Source organism: Actinacidiphila guanduensis (genome assembly GCF_900103985.1).
Lineage (GTDB): Bacteria > Actinomycetota > Actinomycetes > Streptomycetales > Streptomycetaceae > Actinacidiphila > Actinacidiphila guanduensis.
Genome location: NZ_FNIE01000008.1, coordinates 291,505 through 309,885, shown reverse-complemented (window position 1 = coordinate 309,885; position 18,381 = coordinate 291,505). Strand labels below are relative to the sequence as shown.

Below are 18,381 nucleotides of genomic sequence, written 5' to 3'. Positions count from 1 at the left end.
CTCCTTGGGAAGGCAGGGGGACGCGGACAATGAGAGTGTAGGTCATTGTTACCTATACTCACAATGAACGGTGTTCCTGATAGCCTGGAGCCATGGACTCCTGCACCGCCCCGGCCGACGCGGCCCCAGGTCACGGCCACGCGCCGGCCCTCGGTACCGCCCCGGGCACCGACGAGGTCACCGGACGCCTGGCCGACCAGCTGCTGCAGCTCAGCCGCCGCCTGCACCGCTCGCAGCGCCGGCTGATGGACCCGCTCGGCATCACCCCGGCCCAGGCCCGGCTGCTGCGCACCCTGGCGCACTGCGAGGAGCCGCCGCGGATGGCCGACCTCGCCCAGCGCCTGGATGTCGTGCCGCGGGCCGTGACGACCCTGGTGGACGCCTTGGAGGAGCTGGGGCTCGTGCGGCGCCTGCCGGACCCCGGCAACCGCCGTGCGATCAGGATCGAGCTGCGCCCGCGCGGCGTGGAGGCCCTCGCGGCGCTGCGCGGCGCCCGGCGGGCGGCGGCCGCCGAACTCCTCGCGCCCCTGGACGCCGAGCAGCGCGCCGCCCTGTCGGGCCTCCTCGACGCCCTGGAGGCGGACGCGCCGGCTACTTCGTGACGCCGGTCGGGCCCGCCTCGCCGCCCTGGGCGACGACAGAGGGGGCGATGACCGCCGTGCAGGCGCTGCACCGCCTGGCGGCGGCCGGCACGGCGGTCAGGCACTCGGGGCACTCGCGCATCGGCGCTCCCGAGGCCTTGGGGAAGAACTTCTCCTGCATGCGGTTCATCGGCAGCACCACCAGGAAGTAGATCACCGCGGCGACGATCACGAAGCTGATCAGCGCGTCGATGAATATCCCGTAGGGGAAGGTGACCGCCGAGGCGTGGAACGACTTCTTGCTGAAGTCGCCCGTCGCGCCGCTCACCAGCCCGACGATCGGCGTCAGGAACGCCTTGACGAAGCCGTTCACCAGGGTGGTGAAGGCCGCGCCGACGACGATACCGACGGCGAGGTCGACGACGTTGCCGCGCAGCAGGAATGCGCGAAAGCCCTTCATGCGGGGGTACTCCTCTGTGACCGGGATCTTGGCGGCACACAGTGTGCCGTTTCCGGCCGCGCGCGGGCCAATCCCGGACGTGTCCCGTCCCGTTCCCGGGTCAGCCGCAGGGCCCTCCCACGTACAGCGCCACCGCGTCGCCGGCGCCAATGGTCGCGGTGAAGCGGCCGTCGGAGCCAACGGTGTACCTGGTGCCGGTGTGCTGGACGTCGCAGTAGCTGCCGGCCGGCAGCGAGGTGGTGAACGTCTCGGTGATCGCGCCGCCCTCGTGGTTGATCGCGACATAGCCCTTGCTGCCGCGGCCGAAGGCGATGGCGTTGTTGCCGTCGTCCCACCAGTTCGTCACCCCGGTGCCGGCGACCGCGTTGCGGAAGCCCACCATGCCGGCGATCTGCGGCCAGGCGTGCTCGCACTTCCAGCCGTCGGTGTAGCAGGCGTTGACCTGGCCGTTGTTCGGCGGGCCGGCGTCGTTGTCGGAGAACTCGTAGCTGGAGGTCACCTCCGGTGAGCCGTAGGGCCAGGCGAGCATGTAGACATTGGCCAGGGTGTAGGTGGCGTTGTCCTTGTAGCTGAGCGTCGAGCCGTTGCGCTCGGTGTCCCAGTTGTTGACGAAGGTGCGCGTCTTGTTGCCGGGCAGGTAGCCGGCGCCCCACGCCTCGCCCCAGTTGCTGAGGTACGCGAGCTTCTCGCTGGTGAAGATCCGCTTGAGGTCGTAGGCGCCCTGGAAGGCGTCCACGTCGCCGGTCCCCTCGTACTCGGTCGGCTGGACGGCCTCGCCGGCGCCGTAGATGACCTCCTGCGCCCAGTAGATGTTCGGGTTCGACAGGCGGGACTTGATGGCGGCGAGGTCGCTCGCGGCGATGTGCTTGGCCGCGTCGATCCGGAAGCCGTCGACGCCGAGGGAGATCAGGTGGTCGAGATAGGCCGCTATGGTGCCGCGCACGTAGTCACTGCCGGTGTTCAGGTCCGCCAGGCCCACCAGCTCGCAGTTCTGGACGTTGTCGCGGTTGGTGTAGTCGGTGATGTCGGTGCGGCAGGTGTGGAAGTCCTGGTCCTCGTAGTATCCGGGGTAGTTGTACTTGCTGTAGACGGTGCCGGCCGTGCCGGTGCCCGAGCCCGCCGACATGTGGTTGATGACGGCGTCGGCGACGACCTTGACGCCCGCGCTGTGGCAGGCGGCGACCATGGCGGAGAACGCCGCCTCGTCGCCCAGGCGGTTGCTGAGCTTGTAGCTCACCGGCTGGTAGGAGGTCCACCACTGGCCGCCCTGGATCTGCTCGGTGGCCGGGGAGACCTCGACGAAGCCGTAGCCCTCGGGGCCGAGTTGGGTGCTGCAGGCGTGGGCCACCGACGCGTAGTTCCACTCGAAGAGGGTGGCGGTGACGTCCTTGGTGCCGGGTGGGGTGGCCTGGGCCTGCTGCTGGCCGGCGGCGACCAGACCGGTGGCGGCGACGAGCACGGCGAGTGCGCCGTTCAGGACGCGGGATCTCATGGGCGGCTCCTTCGGGAGGCGGGCAGCACAGATGCCCTCGAAGGCAGCCACGCGCCGGGCCGCCACGGGGAGTGGGGAGCCCCGCGGTCCCCCGGGGCTCCGCCCAGGAGCGTGCCCCTGGCGACGTGGGCACGTCAATACGGGCGCCGGAAGAAGTTTCCGGGGGTTACCGCAAGGAGTTGCCGTGCCGCCGAAGGCGCGGCTGCCGCCGGGGGGCCGGGCCTTCGGCGGCAGCGCAGGGGGGAGCCGCTACGGCTACGGAAAACCGTTTGCCCCTCGGGGCGGAATCCTAGGAACCTTGCACGGTTCGCGGTCGGTCCCGGCATGGTTTATCCGGGTATCGCCCTGCCTTCTGCTGCCCGTTGCCGCATCCCGCCGCCACCGGAAACCAGGACGCCATGCCCTCGCTCCGCAGCCTTCCCCACGCCGACCCGGGTGAGCCCGACGCGCGGTCCGGCTTCCGTCTGCTGCTGTGGCTGGAGCTGCGTCAGTGGCGCGGTCAGCTGGCCTCGACCGCTTGGGGCACCTTGCACATGGCCGCGGTGGCCTGCTTCCCGGCCGCCGTGGGAGTCGCGGTGCAGGCGGTGATCGACCGCTCGGGGACCCGGCTGGCGCTGTGCGGCGCGGCGATGCTGCTGCTCGGCCTGCTCACCGCGCTCGGCGACACCATGCTGCACCGCACCGCGGTGGGCAACTGGATCAGCGCCACCACCCGGATGCAGCAACTCCTGGCCCGCAAGACCGTCGAGCTCGGCGCGGTGCTCGGCCGGCAGGTGGCGGCGGGCGAGGTGGTCGCGGTCAGCACCGGTGACGTGGAGAAGATCAGCTGGTTCGTCGAGGCGCTGGCCCGCTTCGGCTCCGCGGTGCTCGCCACGCTCGGCGTCGCGGTCGCCCTGCTGGTGTACGAGCCGGCGCTCGGCATCGTCGTCGCCGCCTCGGTGCCGCTGCTCGCCTTGTCGGTGCTCCCGCTCCTCCCCGCGGCCACCCGCCGGGCGGACGTCCAGCGGGAGAAGTCGGGGCGGGCCACGGAGCTGGCCTCGGACACGGTGGCGGGCCTGCGGGTGCTGCGCGGCATCGGCGGCGAGGAGCTGTTCCTCGAACGCTACCGGCGGATGTCGCAAGAGGTGCGCCGGGCGGCGGTGCACAGCGCCCGGATGTGGGCGCTGATCTCGATGGTCCAAGTGGCCCTTCCGGGGCTGCTGCTGGTTGCCGTCGCCTGGTACGGGGCGCGGCTCGCGCTCAGCGGCGACATCCCCGTGGGCGGGCTCGTCACGGTGTACGGCGCGGTGTCCTTCCTCTTCTTCCCGCTGCAGCGGTTCCAGGAGATCGCCATGGCCTGGTCCTTCTCGCGCCCTTCGGCGAGGCGGGCGGCGCGGCTGCTGGCGCTGCGACGGGCGGACGGGCCGGCCGGGCAGGGGGACGCGCGCGCCTTCGAGGAGGCCGGTGAGCCGGAGCGGGCTACGGCCGGAGCGGCGGAGTCGGCGGCGGGGGCGCCCTTCGTTCCGGGCCCGGCCGCCCGCCCGGGCCCGGGTGCACCAGGTGACGGGCCCTCGCGCTCGGCCGCCGACGTGGACCCGGCGGCGGGCGAACCTGCCGCGCCCTCGGGCGAGTTGGCGGACCCCTCGACCGGGCTGCGCGCGCCGGCCGGGCTGCTGACGGCCGTGGTCTGCGGCGATCCGGACGTCGCCGGGCGCTTGGCCGACCGGCTGGGCGGGCACGCCCCGGACGCCGGCGGCCGGCCGTCGGTCCTGCTGGACGGCCGCGAACTCGACGCCCTGCCCCTGGCATCGGCGCGGCGCGCCGTCCTCGTCCACGACAAGGACCCGGTGCTGCTGTCCGGCACCCTCGCCGACCTGCTCGACGTGCCCCGCTCCGGCCGCGTCACCCCCGGCGAGGCCCTTCGGGCGGCGCAGTGCGACGACGTCCTGGAGGCGCTCTCCCGGACGCTGACGGGTCGTGACGCGGCATCGGGCGATGTGATGCGGGCGCACATCCTGGAGCGCGGCAGATCCCTCTCGGGCGGCCAGCGGCAGCGACTGGCGCTGGCCCGCTCGCTCGTCGCCGATCCGCAGGTCCTGGTGCTCGACGAGCCGACGTCCGCGGTCGACGCCCACACCGAGGCGCGGATCGCCCACGGCCTGAAGCAGGTGCGTGCGGGCCGTACGACGGTGGTGTTCACCTCCAGCCCGCTCGTGCTCGACCGGGCGGACCTCGTCGTCTTCGTCGACGGCGGCCGGGTCGCGGCGACGGGCCGCCACCACGACCTGCTCGCCACCCATACCGGCTACCGGGCCGTCGTCACCCGTTCGTCGGACGACGAGCCGGCGCCGGGCGAAACGGCGGACCCGGCGCACACAGACCTCGCGGAGGAGACCGCATGATCGGCGCACCACCGCCGGAGGCCGACCCGGAGCTGCCGGAGCCGGCCCCGATCCTCCCCGTGGGCTCCCCCGCCACCGTGCGGTCCTACGTGCGCGAGCTCGCCCGCCGCCACCGGGGCGCCTTCGCCCTGCTGCTCGCGGCCAACGCCGGCGCCGTGATCGCCTCGACCGCCGGCCCCTACCTGCTCGGCACCCTCGTGCAGAACCTGTCCGAGGGCCACCGCGACATCCACCTCACCCGCACCGTCGGCATCTTCCTGGCCGCGCTGGTCGTGCAGGCGTACTTCGTGCGTCTGGTCCGGCTGCGCGGGGCGATCCTGGGCGAGCAGATGCTCGCCGACCTGCGCGAGGACTTCCTCGTGCGCGCCGTCGCCCTGCCGCCGGGCGTCCTGGAGCGGGCCGGCACCGGTGATCTGCTCTCGCGGATCACCACGGACGTCGACCGGCTGTCGGAGGCAATGCGCGAGGCGGTGCCGGAGCTGGCCGTGGCGGTGCTGTGGGCGCTGCTGCTGCTCGGCGCCCTCGCCGTGACCTCACCGCTGCTCGCGCTGTCGGTACTCGTCGCTGCCCCGCTGCTGATCGCCGGCTGCCGCTGGTACTTCAGGCGCGCTCCGAGCGCCTACCGCTCGGAGGTCGCCTCCTACGCCGCGGTGTCCGCCGCGCTCGCCGAGTCCGTGGACGCGAGCCGCACCATTGAGGCGCACGGTCTGGGCGCTCGCCGCGAGGAGCTGTCCCGGCGCCACCTGAGCCGCTGGGTCGGCTGGTCGCGGCGCACCCTGTGGCTGCGCAGCGTGCTCTTCCCGGTGGTCAACCTGACCCATGTCGTGATCCTCACCTCGGTCCTGATGATCGGCGGCGCCTTCGCCCTGCACGGGTGGATCACGCCCGGCCGGCTCACCACCGGCGCGCTGTTCGCCCAGATGCTGGTGGACCCCATCGGGCTGATGCTGCGCTGGTACGACGAGTTGCAGACCGCCCAGGCGTCGCTGGCCCGCCTGGTGGGGGTACGCGAGATCGCCGTGGACGGCGGCGACGCCTCGCTCTCCCCCGCCGGCCGCCATGTCGCCGCCGACCGGGTGCGCTTCGGCTACCGCAGCGGGACGGACGTCCTGCACGAGGTCACCCTCAGCGTGCCGCCGGGCACCCGGATCGCCCTGGTGGGCCCCTCGGGCGCGGGCAAGTCCACCCTCGGGCGGCTGCTGGCCGGCATCTACGCCCCGCGCACCGGCGAGGTCACCCTGGGCGGTGCCGCGCTGGCCCGCATGCCCGCCGAGCGTGTCCGCGAGCACGTCGCCCTGGTCAACCAGGAGCACCACGTCTTCGTCGGCACCCTGCGCGACAACCTTCGGCTGGCCCGCGCCGACGCCGGGCCGCAGGAGCTGTGGCAGGCGCTGCGGGCGGTCGACGCCGAGGAGTGGGCGCGGGCACTCGGCCAGGGGCTGGACACCGAGGTCGGCTCCGGCGGAGTGTCGCTCACCCCGGCCCAGGCCCAGCAGCTGGCCCTGGCCCGCCTGGTGCTCGCCGACCCGCACACGCTGGTGCTGGACGAGGCGACCTCGCTGCTCGACCCGCGGGCGGCCCGGCACCTGGAACGCTCGCTCGCCCGGGTCCTGGACGGCCGCACGGTGGTCGCCATCGCGCACCGCCTGCACACCGCCCACGACGCCGACGTCATCGCCGTGGTCGAGGAGGGCCGGATCAGCGAACTCGGCAGCCACCACGAGCTCGTCGCCGCCGACGGCGCCTATGCCGCCCTGTGGCGCTCCTGGCACGGCTGAGCCGCGCCCGGCACCGGCGTGGAGGGCGGGCTAGCTGAAGACGCCCAGCGCGCCCAGGGCGCTCGCTCCGCCTATCACGAAGAACGCGGGCGTGAGCACCTTGACCTCCACCCAGCTGCCGGCCCGGAACCGCATGAACTTCGGCGGCCCCACCGGGTACCAGCGCCTGCGGCCGATCGGTATCGGCCACAGGATCGGGCAGCCGGACACGGTCAGGGCGTCCCCGACGCAGTGCACCAGCGCGCCCAGGACGATCGGCATGCCGATCCACAGGTAGTGCTGGCCGGGCTGGGTGAACAGCCACGCCTTGCCGTTGCCCGGGTCGTCCAGCACATCGGCGAGCATCCAGGCGCTGGTCGCGCCGAGCAGCCAGACCAGCACGTCGCTGGAGACGCGGGCCTGCCGCCACAGCAGGCCCTCGACCGCGAGCACCATGTGCACGAAGAGGATCGCCAGCACTGCCCAGCGGCCGCCGTAGACGGCGGCGGCCGAGCAGCCGGCGCCGAGCAGCACGGCCCAGGGCCAGGTGTGGGTCAGGGTGCGGTGGCCGCCGGAGCGCCGCGGGTCGCCCGTCTTGCGCGTGCTGCGGTAGGTGGCGTGGGCGAGTCCGTCGATGATCTTGCAGGCCAGCCGGGACAGGGGGCCGAAGGCGCGGGAGATGGTCGCCGCCTGGTGGTCCAGGTCCGGGGCGAGCGCCGCACCCGCGCAGATCAGCGCGCCGACGACGAGCGTCGGCCAGGGCATCGGGTCGCCCAGGCCCGACGCGACGGCGCCGACGGCCAGCCAGGCAGTCGCCCCCGACAGTGAGTGCGCTGGTCCCATCATGGTGGTGCAGTCCCCCCGATTCGGCCGCCCGGTGGCGGAGTTGACCCCGTGTCGAGCGCACACCCTACCGCTGGTGATCATCGGCTTCTCCTCCGGTTCCACCCGCGGGAGCGGGGACGGGCAAGATGGAGGGGTGACCCTTATCGATCAGCTGCCGTCCGACGCCGATCCCGACGCCCTCTTCGAAGCCTTTTCGACGTGGGCCGAGGGCCAGGGCATCACCCTCTACCCGGCCCAGGAGGAGGCGCTGATCGAGGTGGTCTCGGAAGCGAACGTGATCCTGTCCACCCCGACCGGGTCGGGCAAGAGCCTGGTCGCCGCGGGCGCGCACTTCGCCGCGCTCGCCCGCGACGAGGTGACCTTCTACACCGCGCCCATCAAGGCACTGGTCTCGGAGAAGTTCTTCGACCTGTGCAAGCTCTTCGGCACCGAGAACGTCGGGATGCTCACCGGCGACGCCTCGGTCAACCCGGACGCCCCCGTGATCTGCTGCACTGCCGAGGTGCTCGCCTCCATCGCGCTGCGTGACGGCAAGGACGCCGACGTGGGGCAGGTCGTCATGGACGAGTTCCACTTCTACGCCGAGCCGGACCGCGGCTGGGCCTGGCAGATCCCGCTGCTGGAGCTGCCGCAGGCGCAGTTCCTGCTGATGTCGGCGACGCTCGGCGACGTGTCCCGCTTCGAGGAGGACCTCACCCGGCGCACGGGGCGGCCCACCGCGGTGGTGCGCTCGGCGACCCGGCCGGTCCCGCTGAGCTACGAGTACCGCAGCACGCCGCTCACCGAGACCCTCACCGAACTGCTGGAGACCCGCCAGTCCCCCGTCTACATCGTGCACTTCACGCAGGCCGCGGCGGTGGAGCGGGCGCAGGCGCTGATGAGCATCAACATGTGCTCGCGGGCCGAGAAGGACGCCATCGCCGACGTCATCGGCAACTTCCGCTTCACCACCGCCTTCGGCCGCAACCTCTCGCGCTACGTGCGGCACGGCATCGGCGTCCACCACGCCGGCATGCTGCCGAAGTACCGGCGGCTGGTGGAGAAGCTCGCGCAGGCCGGCCTGCTGAAGGTGATCTGCGGCACCGACACCCTCGGCGTCGGCGTCAACGTGCCGATCCGCACGGTGCTGTTCACCGCGCTGACGAAGTACGACGGGCAGCGGGTGCGGGTGCTGCGGGCCCGCGAATTCCACCAGATCGCCGGCCGGGCGGGCCGGGCCGGCTTCGACACCGCCGGGTTCGTCGTCGCCCAGGCGCCCGAGCACGTGATCGAGAACGAGAAGGCGCTGGCGAAGGCCGGTGACGACCCGAAGAAGCGCCGCAAGGTGGTACGCAAGAAAGCACCCGAGGGCTTCGTCAGCTGGGGGCAGAACACCTTCGAGAAGCTGATCGCCTCCGAGCCCGAGCCGCTGACGTCGCGCTTCCGCGTCACCCACGCGATGCTGCTGTCGGTGATCGCCCGGCCGGGCAACGCCTTCGAGGCCATGCGGCGGCTGCTGGAGGACAACCACGAGGACCGACGCTCCCAGCTGCGGCACATCCGGCGGGCCATCGCCATCTACCGCTCGCTGCTGGACGGCGGCGTGGTGGAGCGGCTGGAGACCCCGGACGCCGAGGGCAGGATCGTGCGCCTCACCGTGGACCTGCAGCAGGACTTCGCGCTCAACCAGCCGCTGTCCACCTTCGCGCTGGCCTCCTTCGACCTGCTCGACCCCGAGTCCCCCTCCTACGCGCTGGACATGGTCTCGGTGGTGGAGTCCACGCTGGACGACCCGCGGCAGATCCTGGCCGCCCAACAGAACAAGGCGCGCGGCGACGCGGTGGCGGCCATGAAGGCCGACGGGCTGGAGTACGAGGAGCGGATGGAGCGGCTCCAGGAGGTCTCCTATCCCAAGCCGCTGGAGGAGCTGCTGGTGCACGCCTACGGCGTCTACCGCAGGAGCCACCCGTGGGTGGGCGACCACCCCGTCTCGCCGAAGTCCGTGGTGCGGGACATGTACGAGCGGGCGATGACCTTCTCGGAGTTCGTCTCCTTCTACGAACTGGCCAGGACCGAGGGCATCGTGCTGCGCTACCTCGCGGGCGCGTACAAGGCGCTGGACCACACCGTGCCGGACGACCTGAAGTCCGAGGACTTCCAGGACCTGACCGCCTGGCTCGGCGAACTCGTACGCCAGGTGGACTCCAGCCTGCTCGACGAGTGGGAGCAGCTGGCCAACCCCGAGGAGGAGACCGCCGAGGAGGCGGCCGAGCGCGCCGACCAGGTCAAGCCGGTCACGGCCAACGCGCGGGCCTTCCGGGTGCTGGTGCGCAACGCCCTCTTCCGGCGGGTCGAGCTGGCCGCGCTGGAGAAGTACGACCAACTCGGCGAGCTGGACGGGGAGTCCGGGTGGGACGCCGACGCCTGGGCCGACGCCATGGACGCCTACTGGGAGGAGTACGACGACCTCGGCACCGGGCCCGACGCCCGCGGTCCCAAGCTGCTGCTCATCGAGGAGCAGCCGGCGAAGGGCCTGTGGCAGGTGCGGCAGACGTTCGCCGACCCCGAGGGCGATCATGGCTGGGGCATTTCCGCCGAAGTGGACCTGGCCGCCTCCGACGAGGAGGGCCGGGCGGTCGTCCGCGTCACCGACGTCGGCGAGCTGTGACCGGGACCGGCGGACTCGTGCCCACCGCGCCCCGCCGGCGCCGCCCGGCCTGATCTGCGGCCGCGGCCCAGCAGGTGGAGCAGCCGCCGCCCGTGCCCGGGCCGCGGCGCGGCATGGGCCGGAACCCGGGCCGGGATGTGGGCGGGCGCGCGAGCGGGGGTGCGGACGGGCGCTTCGGGCCCGGCCGGGAGCGGCACTTCCTCCGTCGGCAGCGTCTGCGGCGCCGCGGGAGCGGGCCGGGGCGCCGGAGCCGGGACAGGGACCGCGAACAGGGTCCCGCTCGGGCCGGCCGCGGCGAGCGGATGGGCCCGCGCCGTGCCCGCGATCGGCGGGGGCGCGAGGCCGGGACTTCCCTGGCGGTCGGGCCCGGCCGGGACTGCTGCGGGGGCCGGTGCCGGACGCTCCGCCCTGGCCCTGCGCAGGGCGTCGGCCAGGGCGAAGAGAGCCAGCGTGATCTCGTCGGGATGGTCGGCCGTGGTGAGCTTCCGGATCTGCTCGGGGGTGGCAAGCCCGGTCCGGCCCGGCGGGAGGGTGCCGCGCAGTCGGCGCAGATGGGCCCGCTCGGAGACGTCGGGCACCGCGGTGTCGAGCGCCTCGGGGCCGAGCAGGGCCGCCCATACGGCGGCCTCCTCCCACGCGTCGTAGGCGTCACGCACCAGCTGGGCGACGCGCCGGGAGCGCCAGCCGCGGGCCCGCTGGTCCTCGCCTGCCGCCACCGCCTCGCGCAGGCCCGCCGGCAGCGGCCGATGCAGCAGGGCCGGGTGCTCCTCGGCCAGCTGTGGCACCTCGTGCGCGGGATACAGCCACACCAGTGCCCGGTACCGGTTGACGTACCAGCGGGCCGGGCGGACGAAGCCGGCCTTCGCGAGCCGGACGAACCGCTCCCTGCCCACTCCGAGGATCTTGGCCGCCTCGGCGGAGCCGATCAGGCGGATCCGCTCCAGCAGGGGCTGCGGATGGCCCGGCTCCGCGCACAGCCGCTCCACCTCGCCCGCCGGCACCTTCCATGTGTGGGGCCCGCAGCCGACCGCCGGGACCTCGCCGAGCTGCAGGGCGAGGTCGAACTCCTCCAAGCCCAGCCCCAGGGTCTCCCGTGCCTGCCCGAGGGAGACCATCTCGACCGCTTTCACGGGCGCCGATGTCCTCGCGGGCACCACCGCGCTCCGCCGGGACTGCTTCCGCTGCCGTGTCGTACTCATTTTCCTCACTCCTCGCATTGCTCGATCACTGACAGTGACGAACTTAGCGCGAAGCGCCGACACCCCACGGAGGGCCTGTGGATAACTTTTTCTCCGCAGGACTCGGGCCTGCCCGGCCGGGCTCAGCCGCGGCGCGGGGCGTACATGATGATCGCGACACCGAGCAGGCAGACCGCCGCGCCGGCCACGTCGAAGCGGTCGGGCCGGTAGCCGTCCAGCACCATGCCCCACGCCAGCGAGCCGGCGACGAACACCCCGCCGTAGGCGGCCAGGACGCGGCCGAAGTCGGAACTCGGCTGGAGGGTGGCGACGAACCCGTACAGCCCGAGCGAAACGATGCCCGCCGCGATCCAGCCGATTCCGCGGTGCTCGCGCCAGCCCTGCCAGACAAGCCAGGCGCCGCCGATCTCCAGCACGGCTGCGACCAGGAACAAGGCGACGGAACGCAGGGTGATCATGCAACCATGATGCATGGCCGGAATGAACAGTGAGCACGAGCACGTCAAGGAGTTCTTCGCCGCCCGCGCGAGCGGCTGGGAGCAGCGCTTCCCCGACGACCGGCCCGCTTTCGAGGCGGTGGTCGAGGAGTTGGGCCTCCAGGAGGGGGACAGCGCACTCGACGCGGGATGCGGGACCGCCCGCGCTCTGCCGCTGCTGCGCGAGGCCGTCGGCGCCGGTGGCACCGTCGTCGGCGTGGATCTGACGCCGGAGATGCTGCGGGAGGCGGCGGCGCTGGGGCGGCGCGAGCACGGAGGCCTCGTCGAGGCGGACTGCGGGCGGCTGCCGATGGCGGACCGCGCCTTTCACGCGGTGCTCGCCTCCGGGCTGGTGCACCACATGCCGGACCCCGCCGTGGGCCTGCGCGAACTGGCCCGGGTGACACGGCCGGCCGGCCGCCTCGCGATGTTCCACCCGCGCGGCCGCGCCGCCCTCGCCGCCCGGCACGGCAACGCCCTGCGGGCCGACGACATCCGCGCCGAACCGCAGGTGGGCAGGCTTCTGGCCACGACCGGCTGGGAGTTGCTGCTGCTGGACGACACGGACACCCGCTACCTGGCGCTGGCGGTCAGGAAGAGCTGACCGCGGGACGGTCTCAGGAGCCCGGAGCGGATTGCCGCGCTCCGCGACCCCTCGACGCGAGGGTTACCGCCTGGTTAGGGTGCGGCGGACCACGCGAGAGGGAGGCAGAGGCATGGGCGACGAGCCGCAGAGCGCGGGTGACGACGAGCTGTTCGTACTGACCGCGGCGATGCTGACACCCGGGCGCTATCCGGGCGTACTCGGCGACGACTACCCCGCGGCCTGCGCCTTCCTCGGTCTGGAGCCGCTGGAGACCGGGTACGGCCTGGTCTTCGGCCAGGACGGCAAGGGCGCGCGCTGGACGGTGGCCACCACCGACTCCGCGATGGTGGCCTGCGCCTTGGCGGCCTGGGACTGCGGCTTGGAGTACGACCTGTCGCCGGACGAGTCCACCATGATCGCCTCGCTGCCGGGCTGGCCGCTGCCGGTCGCCGTGGCCGTGCCCGGCCTCCCCGACCCGTACGACCCGGGCGAGGAACTGGGTGCGGGTCCCGCACTCACGCCCCCGGACGTGTCGGTGTGGGGGCCGCCGCAGCGGCGGCTGGGCGCGGACGAGATCGCCATGCGCTGGCGTGAGTGGCGGGACGGATTCGAGGCGGCGGCCTCCGGCGACGAGCCGGGGCAGGAGCCGGATGCCTCAGGAACAGCCGAGGTCGCGCAGGCCGAGAAGGGCGCGCCCGGCAGCGCAGAGGCACCTGCCGCGCAGGAGGGCACAGCCGGGTCCCCTTCCGGCGAGGCAGGCGTCGCGCCCATCTCCCACCAGGGCGTCCGCAAGGCCCTTGCCGGAGCCGAGGAGTACGTGCGCACGCCTCCGCCGCCCGGCCGGGTGCGCGCCGCCTACGGCGCGGTGCGGGCGGACGGTCCGGGGTGGAGCCTGGTCGGCCGGGCCGACGACATGGCGTTCGTGCTGCTGGACGACGCCCCGGGCGAGGTGCTGCCGGTCGGCCGCGGACCGTCGCTGCCGCCGCTGCTGGAGGCGCTGGAACGGATTGCGGCCGACGCGGTGGTCAGCGTCCCCTGACGTCGGCGGCGACCGCGTCGGCGGCCTTGCGCGCGGCGACCAGCACCGGGTCCCACACCGGCGAGAAGGGCGGCGCGTAGCCGAGGTCGAGGTCGACCATGGCGGCGACGGTCAGCCCGGCGGTGAGGGCGACCGCGCCGACGTCGACCCGCTTGGCGGCGCCCTGGCCGCCGACGATCTGAACGCCGAGCAGCCGGCCGGTGCCGCGCTCGGCGAGCATCTTGACGGTCATCGGGTCGGCGTCCGGGTAGTAGCCGGCGCGGCCGGTGGACTCGATGACGGCCGTGACGAAGTCCAGGCCGGCGGCGCACGCCTGGGACTCCTTCAGGCCGGTCCTGGCGATCTCGACCTCGCACACCTTGCTGACCGCCGTGCCGACGACACCGGGGAACGTGGCGTACCCGCCGCCGATGTTGGTGCCGATGATCCGGCCGTGCTTGTTGGCGTGAGTGCCCAGGGGGACGTGCTTGAAGGTGCCCGAGACCAGGTTCAGCACCTCGACGCAGTCACCGCCCGCCCAGATCCGCTCGGTCCCGCGGACCCGCATGGCGCGGTCGGTGAGCAGGCCGCCGTGCTCGCCGAGGGGAAGACCGGCCGCCCGCGCGAGCGCGGTGGCGGGCCGGACGCCCAGGCCCAGCACCACGATGTCGGCGGGGTACTCGCCGCCGTCGGTGGCGACGGCCCGGGCGCGGCCCTCCCTGTCGGTCAGCACCTCGCGGACCGCCGCCCCGGACACCACGCTCACACCGAGCCCTTCGAGAGCGGTGCGCACCAGGCGGCCCATGTCGGGGTCGAGGGTGTTCATGGGCTGCGGGTTGCGGTCGACGAGGGTGACGTCCAGGCCGTGGCGCAGCATGGCCTCGGCCATCTCCACGCCGATGTAGCCGCCGCCGACCACGACGGCGCGCCGGATCCCCTCGCCGTCCAGGCCTCGTAGGACGGCCTCGCCGTCGTCCAGGGTCTGCACGCCGTGGACGCCTCGGGCGTCGATGCCGGGGATCGGCGGGCGGATGGGGACGGCTCCGGTGGCCAGGACCAGGTGGTCGTAGCCGGTCCACTCCTCGCGCCCTTCGGGGCCGCGCACCAGCACCCGGCCCGCGTCGGCGTCGACGGTGGTGACCTCGCTGCCCAGGCGCACGTCGATTCCGCGGGCGCGGTGCTCCTTCGCCGTGCGGGCGATCAGGGCGTCCGGGCCGTCGGTGGCGCCGCCGATCCAGTACGGGATGCCGCAGGCGCTGTAGGAGACATGCCTGCCGCGTTCGAAGGCGACGATCTCCAGGTCGTCAGCGTCGCGACGCCTGCGGGCCTGGGAGGCGGCGGACATACCGGTCGCGTCGCCGCCGACGACCACCAGGCGCTCGCTCATGCGCGCACCTGGGTGCCGGTGACCTGCGCCGCCAGGCGCGCCCTGGCTTCCATGAGCGCGAACCCGAGCAGGTTGAGGCCGCGCCAGGCGTCCGGCCGGGCGGACCGCTCGTCGTCCGCGGCCAGGCCGATGCCCCAGACCCGGTCGAGCGGGCTGGCCTCGACCAGGACGCGATCGGCTGTTCCGAGCAGATAGCGCAGCAGGTCCGGATGGGCGCGGAACTTGTGCTCGCTGCCCTCGGCCACCAGGGCGAACCGCTCGCGCCGCCAGACCTCCTCGTCGAAACCGCGCACGGTGCGGCCGACCGCCTTGGCCGCGTGGGGGTGGCCCGCGGTCAGGGCGCGCCGCTCGGCGTCGGCGTCGCCGAAGAGGCGGGCCTTGGCGGCCATCATCCAGTGCTCGGCGGTCGCGTAGGTGACGCCGTCCACGGTGAAGGGCGAGGGCCACCACTGGCTGAGGCAGCCGGGGCCGACGCTGCCGTCGCGCTGCGGCTGGTGGCCCCAGAAGTGCAGGTACTTCACCCGCCCGCCGCTCGCCACCCAGGCGGCGAGGTCCTCGGCGGACCGCAGGGTGCCGGGGGTCGCCGCCGGAGTGCTCGCCACGGCGGTCAGACCCTCTCCAGGGGGCGGTGCGGGGTTGCGGGCAGCTCGACCCCGATGGCGTCGCCCGGCTGGACGGTGCCGCTCTCCAGGACGACGCCCATCACGCCGCCTCGCAGGACCAGCCGGCCCTCCTCGTCGCGCCACACCACCCGCTTGAGCAGCCCGGCACGAAAGGCGTCGATCTGCAGGCAGGGGTTGCGCAGCCCGGTGATCTCCACGCGGGCCTGCGGGCCCAGGCCGAGGCGGGTGCCGGTGGGCAGGGCGTGCAGGTCGAGACCGGCGGTGGTGATGTTCTCGCCGAGGTCGCCGGGGGCGACGTCGTAACCGGCGGCCCGCAGCTCGGTGAAGAGCTCGGAGTGGATGAGGTGGACCTGCCGCAGGTTCGGCTGGGTGGGGTCCTTGGCCACGCGGGAGCGGTGCTGGACGGTGGTGCCCAGGTGCGCGTCCCCTTCGACACCGAGCCCGGCGAGGAGGCGGATGCTGTCCTGGACGGGCTTGCTGAACCGGTGGTCGGTGTCGCGGCTGACGGAGACGACCGTGCCGTGCATGAGAGTGCTTCCCCTCGATCGGATGCCCTGACCCGATGCCTCACCCTAACGGGGAAGCACCGGGGTCAGCGACCGATTTGCCGCCGGGAGACCCGCCGCAGCCTGCGGCGCTGCGAGGAGTCCAGGCTGAAGTAGGCGACGGCGGGGATGCCGACGACGATCAGGAGGAACAGCCACCAGGGGATCCAGGCCAGCAGGATGAGCCCCACCACCACGCCGCCGATGGCGATCTTCGTGCGATTGGTCATGATCCCCGCCTCCGCATTTCCGGCCGACACCGGCCACAGCGTGTTCCTACCCACTGCAACGCGCTGCGGGCCGGTGCGGTTCCCCATGCCGGTTCCCGTCAGCCCAGCGTTGCCGCCGGGGTCAGGGCCGGGGCGGGCGCGGCGGGCCTGAGCGCCTGGTGGGCGGTGCGGGCCGCCGCCGGCTGTGCGTGCAGGGCGCCGGCCCCGCCGACGATCGGCAGGTGGGCCACTGTGTGCGCCAGGTCGATGCCGACGGTGGGGGTGGTGTCGGGCGGCAGGATGAGGCCGCCGTCGGTGCCCGCCACGATGAGCGCGAGGCGGTGCCCGGCGGGCACCACGTGGTCGGTGGCGGCAAGCTGGATCGTCATGGTGTACGGCCGTCCCGGGACCAGCGGCACGCCGTGCTCCAGCGACTTGTAGTGGCCGAGGTCGGCCCAGCCGCGGCTGAAGACGTTGTGGTCGACGTTCTCGGTGTCGGCCGCGGTGTCGAGGTAGCAGGCGCTGTCACCGGCGGTGCTCTCGCCGTAGCAGGAGCGGGTGCCCAGGGTGGTGATGCCCTCGCCGCCGCCCAGGTAGTTCCTGATCGTCTCGGGGCCGAGGTCGACCAGGACCGCCGACAGGTGGGCGCTGGTGGTCGTGGAGGTGGCGGTCACCGTCACGGTGCCGCCGCCGGAGATCCGCAGGTCCTTGGTGAGCACTCCGGTGGTGAAGGCGGTCTTGGCGGGGGTGGGGGTGTCGACGGAGGACGCCCAGTCCTCCTCCCACAGGTTCGGGTCGTCGGTGAAGGACTCGGTGGTGCCGGGGGCGGCGTGCCCGGTGGTGCCCAGGGTGCCGAGGCCGGCCGTGGCGGTCGGGCCGAGGACGAGCGAGGTGTCCTTGGTGCCGGGGGCCGGCCAGACGCGGTCCGTGGTCCAGTGGTCGACGCTGCGCTCGATGTCGGCCATCGGCTCGCGCTGGATACCGTTGTCGACGCCCAGCAGGTAGTGGTCGAACCAGCGCTGCAGGGTGGGCACCCAGGCGTCGCGGCGGTAGTCGAAGGGGTCGACGTGCCCGGTCTGCGACAGCCACACCTTGCGCTCGACGCCGTGCGCGGCCAGGGCGGTCCACCACTGGCCGAAGTGCTTGGTGCGGACGTTGAGGTCCTGCATGCCCTGGACGGCGAAGACGCTGGCGCGCACCTTGCCGGCGTCCTTGACGTAGTCGCGGGCGGTCCAGAAGGGCGTCCAGTCGCCCGAGCGCGGGGAGCCGTCGATGATCTTCTGCTGCTCGGCGGCGCAGTCGGCGTGCGCGCTGTCACTCTCGACCAGGTCCGACAGCCACTCCGGGCCGTCCTGGAGCGCGGCGCCCTGGTGGAAGTAGTAGTCGTACCAGGAGGAGATGGCGCTGATCGGCACGATGGTCTTCAGGCCCTTCACGCCGGTGGCGGCCACGCCGTTGGCTATGGTGCCGTCCCAGCTCTTGCCGATCATGCCGACGTCGCCGTTGGTCCAGCCGGCCGTGACGGTGTGGCCGCCGGAGCGGGCGCTGTAGCCCTTGGCGCGGCCGTTGAGCCAGTCGATGACGGCCTTGGCCGACTGGATGTCGGAGGGACCGCCGACATCGACGCAGCCGTCGGAGCGGTCGGTGCCCGCGAGGTCGACCAGGACGGTGGCGTAGCCGCGCGGCACGAAGTAGTTGTCGTAGTACAGCGGCGCCTGGACGATGTCGCCGGCGGCGTCGTAGGTCTTGATCTGGCTCTCGTTGCCCCGGCCGCAGCAGGAGTAGTAGGGGCTCGCGTCCATGATGACGGGCACCTTGCGGCCGGCCTGCGCGGGCTCGCGGGGGCGGATGATGTCCGCTGCCACGCGGTCGGTGCGGCCGTCGCCGTCGCCGTCCATGCCGGTGTCGACCCAGACGGCCTCGCGGATGGCGTCGGCGTAGGAGTAGTCGGGTTGGCTCAGTCCGTGCCGCACGGTGCCTGCGCCGCGGGCTGCCGCGTGGGCGGGCGCGGGGGCGAGGAGTGCGGCGGCCAGGGCGACGAGGAGCGCCGCCGCCAAGGAGATCCAGGGGATGCGGGATGTCCGCGGCTGTGAGATCACCAGCCAGAGGCTAAACCTTGACTGGGCCACGCCAACAGAGGCCATTGTCCCGGCCGGCGTGGCCGTAAGGGCCGA

At 73.2% G+C, this 18,381-nt stretch carries 16 protein-coding genes; 6 read left to right on the top strand and 10 right to left on the bottom strand.

Features of this window, described 5'->3' with window-relative positions; all coding sequences use genetic code 11:
- Positions 1–92 precede the first annotated feature (92 nt).
- Complete coding sequence (locus tag BLR33_RS19345; RefSeq protein ID WP_093785772.1) at positions 93–602, top strand: MarR family winged helix-turn-helix transcriptional regulator; 510 nt, start codon at positions 93–95, stop codon at positions 600–602.
- On the opposite strand, the gene mscL is transcribed toward BLR33_RS19345, so the two are convergent.
- Together mscL and BLR33_RS19335 are read right to left on the bottom strand one after the other, a co-directional pair.
- A complete protein-coding gene (mscL, locus tag BLR33_RS19340; protein ID WP_093785771.1) occupies positions 592–1,041 on the bottom strand; it encodes a large conductance mechanosensitive channel protein MscL in 450 nt (149 codons plus the stop codon). The genes BLR33_RS19345 and mscL overlap by 11 nt on opposite strands.
- 100 nt (positions 1,042–1,141) lie before the next feature.
- The gene (locus tag BLR33_RS19335) at positions 1,142–2,533 is read right to left on the bottom strand and encodes an alpha-amylase (RefSeq protein ID WP_093785770.1); all 1,392 of its coding nucleotides are present in this window, start codon (positions 2,531–2,533) and stop codon (positions 1,142–1,144) included.
- A gap of 398 nt (positions 2,534–2,931) precedes the next feature.
- On the opposite strand from BLR33_RS19335, the gene BLR33_RS19330 reads away from it, so the two are divergent.
- Together BLR33_RS19330 and BLR33_RS19325 are read left to right on the top strand one after the other, a co-directional pair.
- Positions 2,932–4,914, top strand: coding sequence for an ABC transporter transmembrane domain-containing protein (locus tag BLR33_RS19330; protein ID WP_093785769.1), 1,983 nt, complete (start codon positions 2,932–2,934; stop codon positions 4,912–4,914).
- Entirely contained in the window at positions 4,911–6,692 is a 1,782-nt protein-coding gene (locus BLR33_RS19325) for an ABC transporter ATP-binding protein (RefSeq protein WP_093785768.1), read from the top strand. The genes BLR33_RS19330 and BLR33_RS19325 overlap by 4 nt, the downstream gene beginning before the upstream one ends.
- A 30-nt stretch (positions 6,693–6,722) precedes the next feature.
- Here BLR33_RS19325 and BLR33_RS19320 read toward each other — a convergent pair whose 3' ends face one another.
- The gene (locus BLR33_RS19320; RefSeq protein ID WP_093785767.1) at positions 6,723–7,517 is read right to left on the bottom strand and encodes a metal-dependent hydrolase; all 795 of its coding nucleotides are present in this window, start codon (positions 7,515–7,517) and stop codon (positions 6,723–6,725) included.
- A gap of 133 nt (positions 7,518–7,650) precedes the next feature.
- On the opposite strand from BLR33_RS19320, the gene BLR33_RS19315 reads away from it, so the two are divergent.
- A complete protein-coding gene (locus tag BLR33_RS19315) occupies positions 7,651–10,164 on the top strand; it encodes a DEAD/DEAH box helicase (protein ID WP_093785766.1) in 2,514 nt (837 codons plus the stop codon).
- Here the strand turns inward: BLR33_RS19315 and BLR33_RS19310 are convergent.
- Both BLR33_RS19310 and BLR33_RS19305 read right to left on the bottom strand, forming a co-directional pair.
- Positions 10,071–11,363, bottom strand: coding sequence for a DUF6397 family protein (locus BLR33_RS19310; RefSeq protein WP_143031717.1), 1,293 nt, complete (start codon positions 11,361–11,363; stop codon positions 10,071–10,073). The two genes, BLR33_RS19315 and BLR33_RS19310, sit on opposite strands and share 94 nt — an antisense overlap.
- A gap of 122 nt (positions 11,364–11,485) precedes the next feature.
- Positions 11,486–11,821 carry a YnfA family protein gene (locus BLR33_RS19305; protein ID WP_093785764.1) on the bottom strand — a complete coding sequence of 112 codons (336 nt, stop codon included), beginning with the start codon at positions 11,819–11,821 and terminating at the stop codon, positions 11,486–11,488.
- A gap of 13 nt (positions 11,822–11,834) precedes the next feature.
- Here BLR33_RS19305 and BLR33_RS19300 point away from each other — a divergent pair, with 13 nt between their 5' ends.
- The gene (locus BLR33_RS19300; RefSeq protein ID WP_176930326.1) at positions 11,835–12,443 is read left to right on the top strand and encodes a class I SAM-dependent methyltransferase; all 609 of its coding nucleotides are present in this window, start codon (positions 11,835–11,837) and stop codon (positions 12,441–12,443) included.
- A 112-nt stretch (positions 12,444–12,555) separates the two neighbouring features.
- Positions 12,556–13,464 (top strand): hypothetical protein, encoded by a 909-nt coding sequence (locus BLR33_RS19295; protein WP_093785763.1) that lies wholly within the window; start codon positions 12,556–12,558, stop codon positions 13,462–13,464.
- Here the strand turns inward: BLR33_RS19295 and BLR33_RS19290 are convergent.
- The 5 genes from BLR33_RS19290 to BLR33_RS19270 form a co-directional block, all read right to left on the bottom strand.
- Positions 13,451–14,830, bottom strand: a complete 1,380-nt coding sequence (locus tag BLR33_RS19290) for an FAD-dependent oxidoreductase (RefSeq protein WP_093785762.1) — start codon at positions 14,828–14,830, stop codon at positions 13,451–13,453. The two genes, BLR33_RS19295 and BLR33_RS19290, sit on opposite strands and share 14 nt — an antisense overlap.
- On the bottom strand, positions 14,827–15,399 hold the full coding sequence (locus tag BLR33_RS19285; protein ID WP_176930339.1) for an NADAR family protein: 573 nt from the start codon (positions 15,397–15,399) through the stop codon (positions 14,827–14,829). Before BLR33_RS19285 ends, BLR33_RS19290 begins: the two co-directional genes overlap by 4 nt.
- Before the next feature lie 38 nt (positions 15,400–15,437).
- A complete protein-coding gene (locus BLR33_RS19280) occupies positions 15,438–15,980 on the bottom strand; it encodes an MOSC domain-containing protein (protein ID WP_093785760.1) in 543 nt (180 codons plus the stop codon).
- Positions 15,981–16,045: 65 nt separating this feature from the next.
- The gene (locus tag BLR33_RS19275) at positions 16,046–16,228 is read right to left on the bottom strand and encodes a hypothetical protein (protein ID WP_093785759.1); all 183 of its coding nucleotides are present in this window, start codon (positions 16,226–16,228) and stop codon (positions 16,046–16,048) included.
- A 98-nt stretch (positions 16,229–16,326) separates the two neighbouring features.
- Positions 16,327–18,306: a Xaa-Pro dipeptidyl-peptidase gene (locus BLR33_RS19270; protein ID WP_407639701.1), complete on the bottom strand. Its 1,980-nt coding sequence runs from the start codon at positions 18,304–18,306 to the stop codon at positions 16,327–16,329.
- Positions 18,307–18,381: the final 75 nt, after the last annotated feature.

What these genes read in the sequence shown, in the direction of transcription:
- BLR33_RS19275 (WP_093785759.1), bottom strand. Translation starts at nt 16,228, where the DNA reads ATGACCAATCGCACGAAGATCGCCATCGGCGGCGTGGTGGTGGGGCTC.
- BLR33_RS19330 (WP_093785769.1), top strand. Translation starts at nt 2,932, where the DNA reads ATGCCCTCGCTCCGCAGCCTTCCCCACGCCGACCCGGGTGAGCCCGAC.
- BLR33_RS19295 (WP_093785763.1), top strand. Translation starts at nt 12,556, where the DNA reads ATGGGCGACGAGCCGCAGAGCGCGGGTGACGACGAGCTGTTCGTACTG.
- BLR33_RS19300 (WP_176930326.1), top strand. Translation starts at nt 11,835, where the DNA reads ATGGCCGGAATGAACAGTGAGCACGAGCACGTCAAGGAGTTCTTCGCC.
- BLR33_RS19335 (WP_093785770.1), bottom strand. Translation starts at nt 2,533, where the DNA reads ATGAGATCCCGCGTCCTGAACGGCGCACTCGCCGTGCTCGTCGCCGCC.
- BLR33_RS19320 (WP_093785767.1), bottom strand. Translation starts at nt 7,517, where the DNA reads ATGATGGGACCAGCGCACTCACTGTCGGGGGCGACTGCCTGGCTGGCC.
- BLR33_RS19305 (WP_093785764.1), bottom strand. Translation starts at nt 11,821, where the DNA reads ATGATCACCCTGCGTTCCGTCGCCTTGTTCCTGGTCGCAGCCGTGCTG.
- mscL (WP_093785771.1), bottom strand. Translation starts at nt 1,041, where the DNA reads ATGAAGGGCTTTCGCGCATTCCTGCTGCGCGGCAACGTCGTCGACCTC.
- BLR33_RS19310 (WP_143031717.1), bottom strand. Translation starts at nt 11,363, where the DNA reads ATGAGTACGACACGGCAGCGGAAGCAGTCCCGGCGGAGCGCGGTGGTG.
- BLR33_RS19290 (WP_093785762.1), bottom strand. Translation starts at nt 14,830, where the DNA reads ATGAGCGAGCGCCTGGTGGTCGTCGGCGGCGACGCGACCGGTATGTCC.
- BLR33_RS19325 (WP_093785768.1), top strand. Translation starts at nt 4,911, where the DNA reads ATGATCGGCGCACCACCGCCGGAGGCCGACCCGGAGCTGCCGGAGCCG.
- BLR33_RS19280 (WP_093785760.1), bottom strand. Translation starts at nt 15,980, where the DNA reads ATGCACGGCACGGTCGTCTCCGTCAGCCGCGACACCGACCACCGGTTC.
- BLR33_RS19345 (WP_093785772.1), top strand. Translation starts at nt 93, where the DNA reads ATGGACTCCTGCACCGCCCCGGCCGACGCGGCCCCAGGTCACGGCCAC.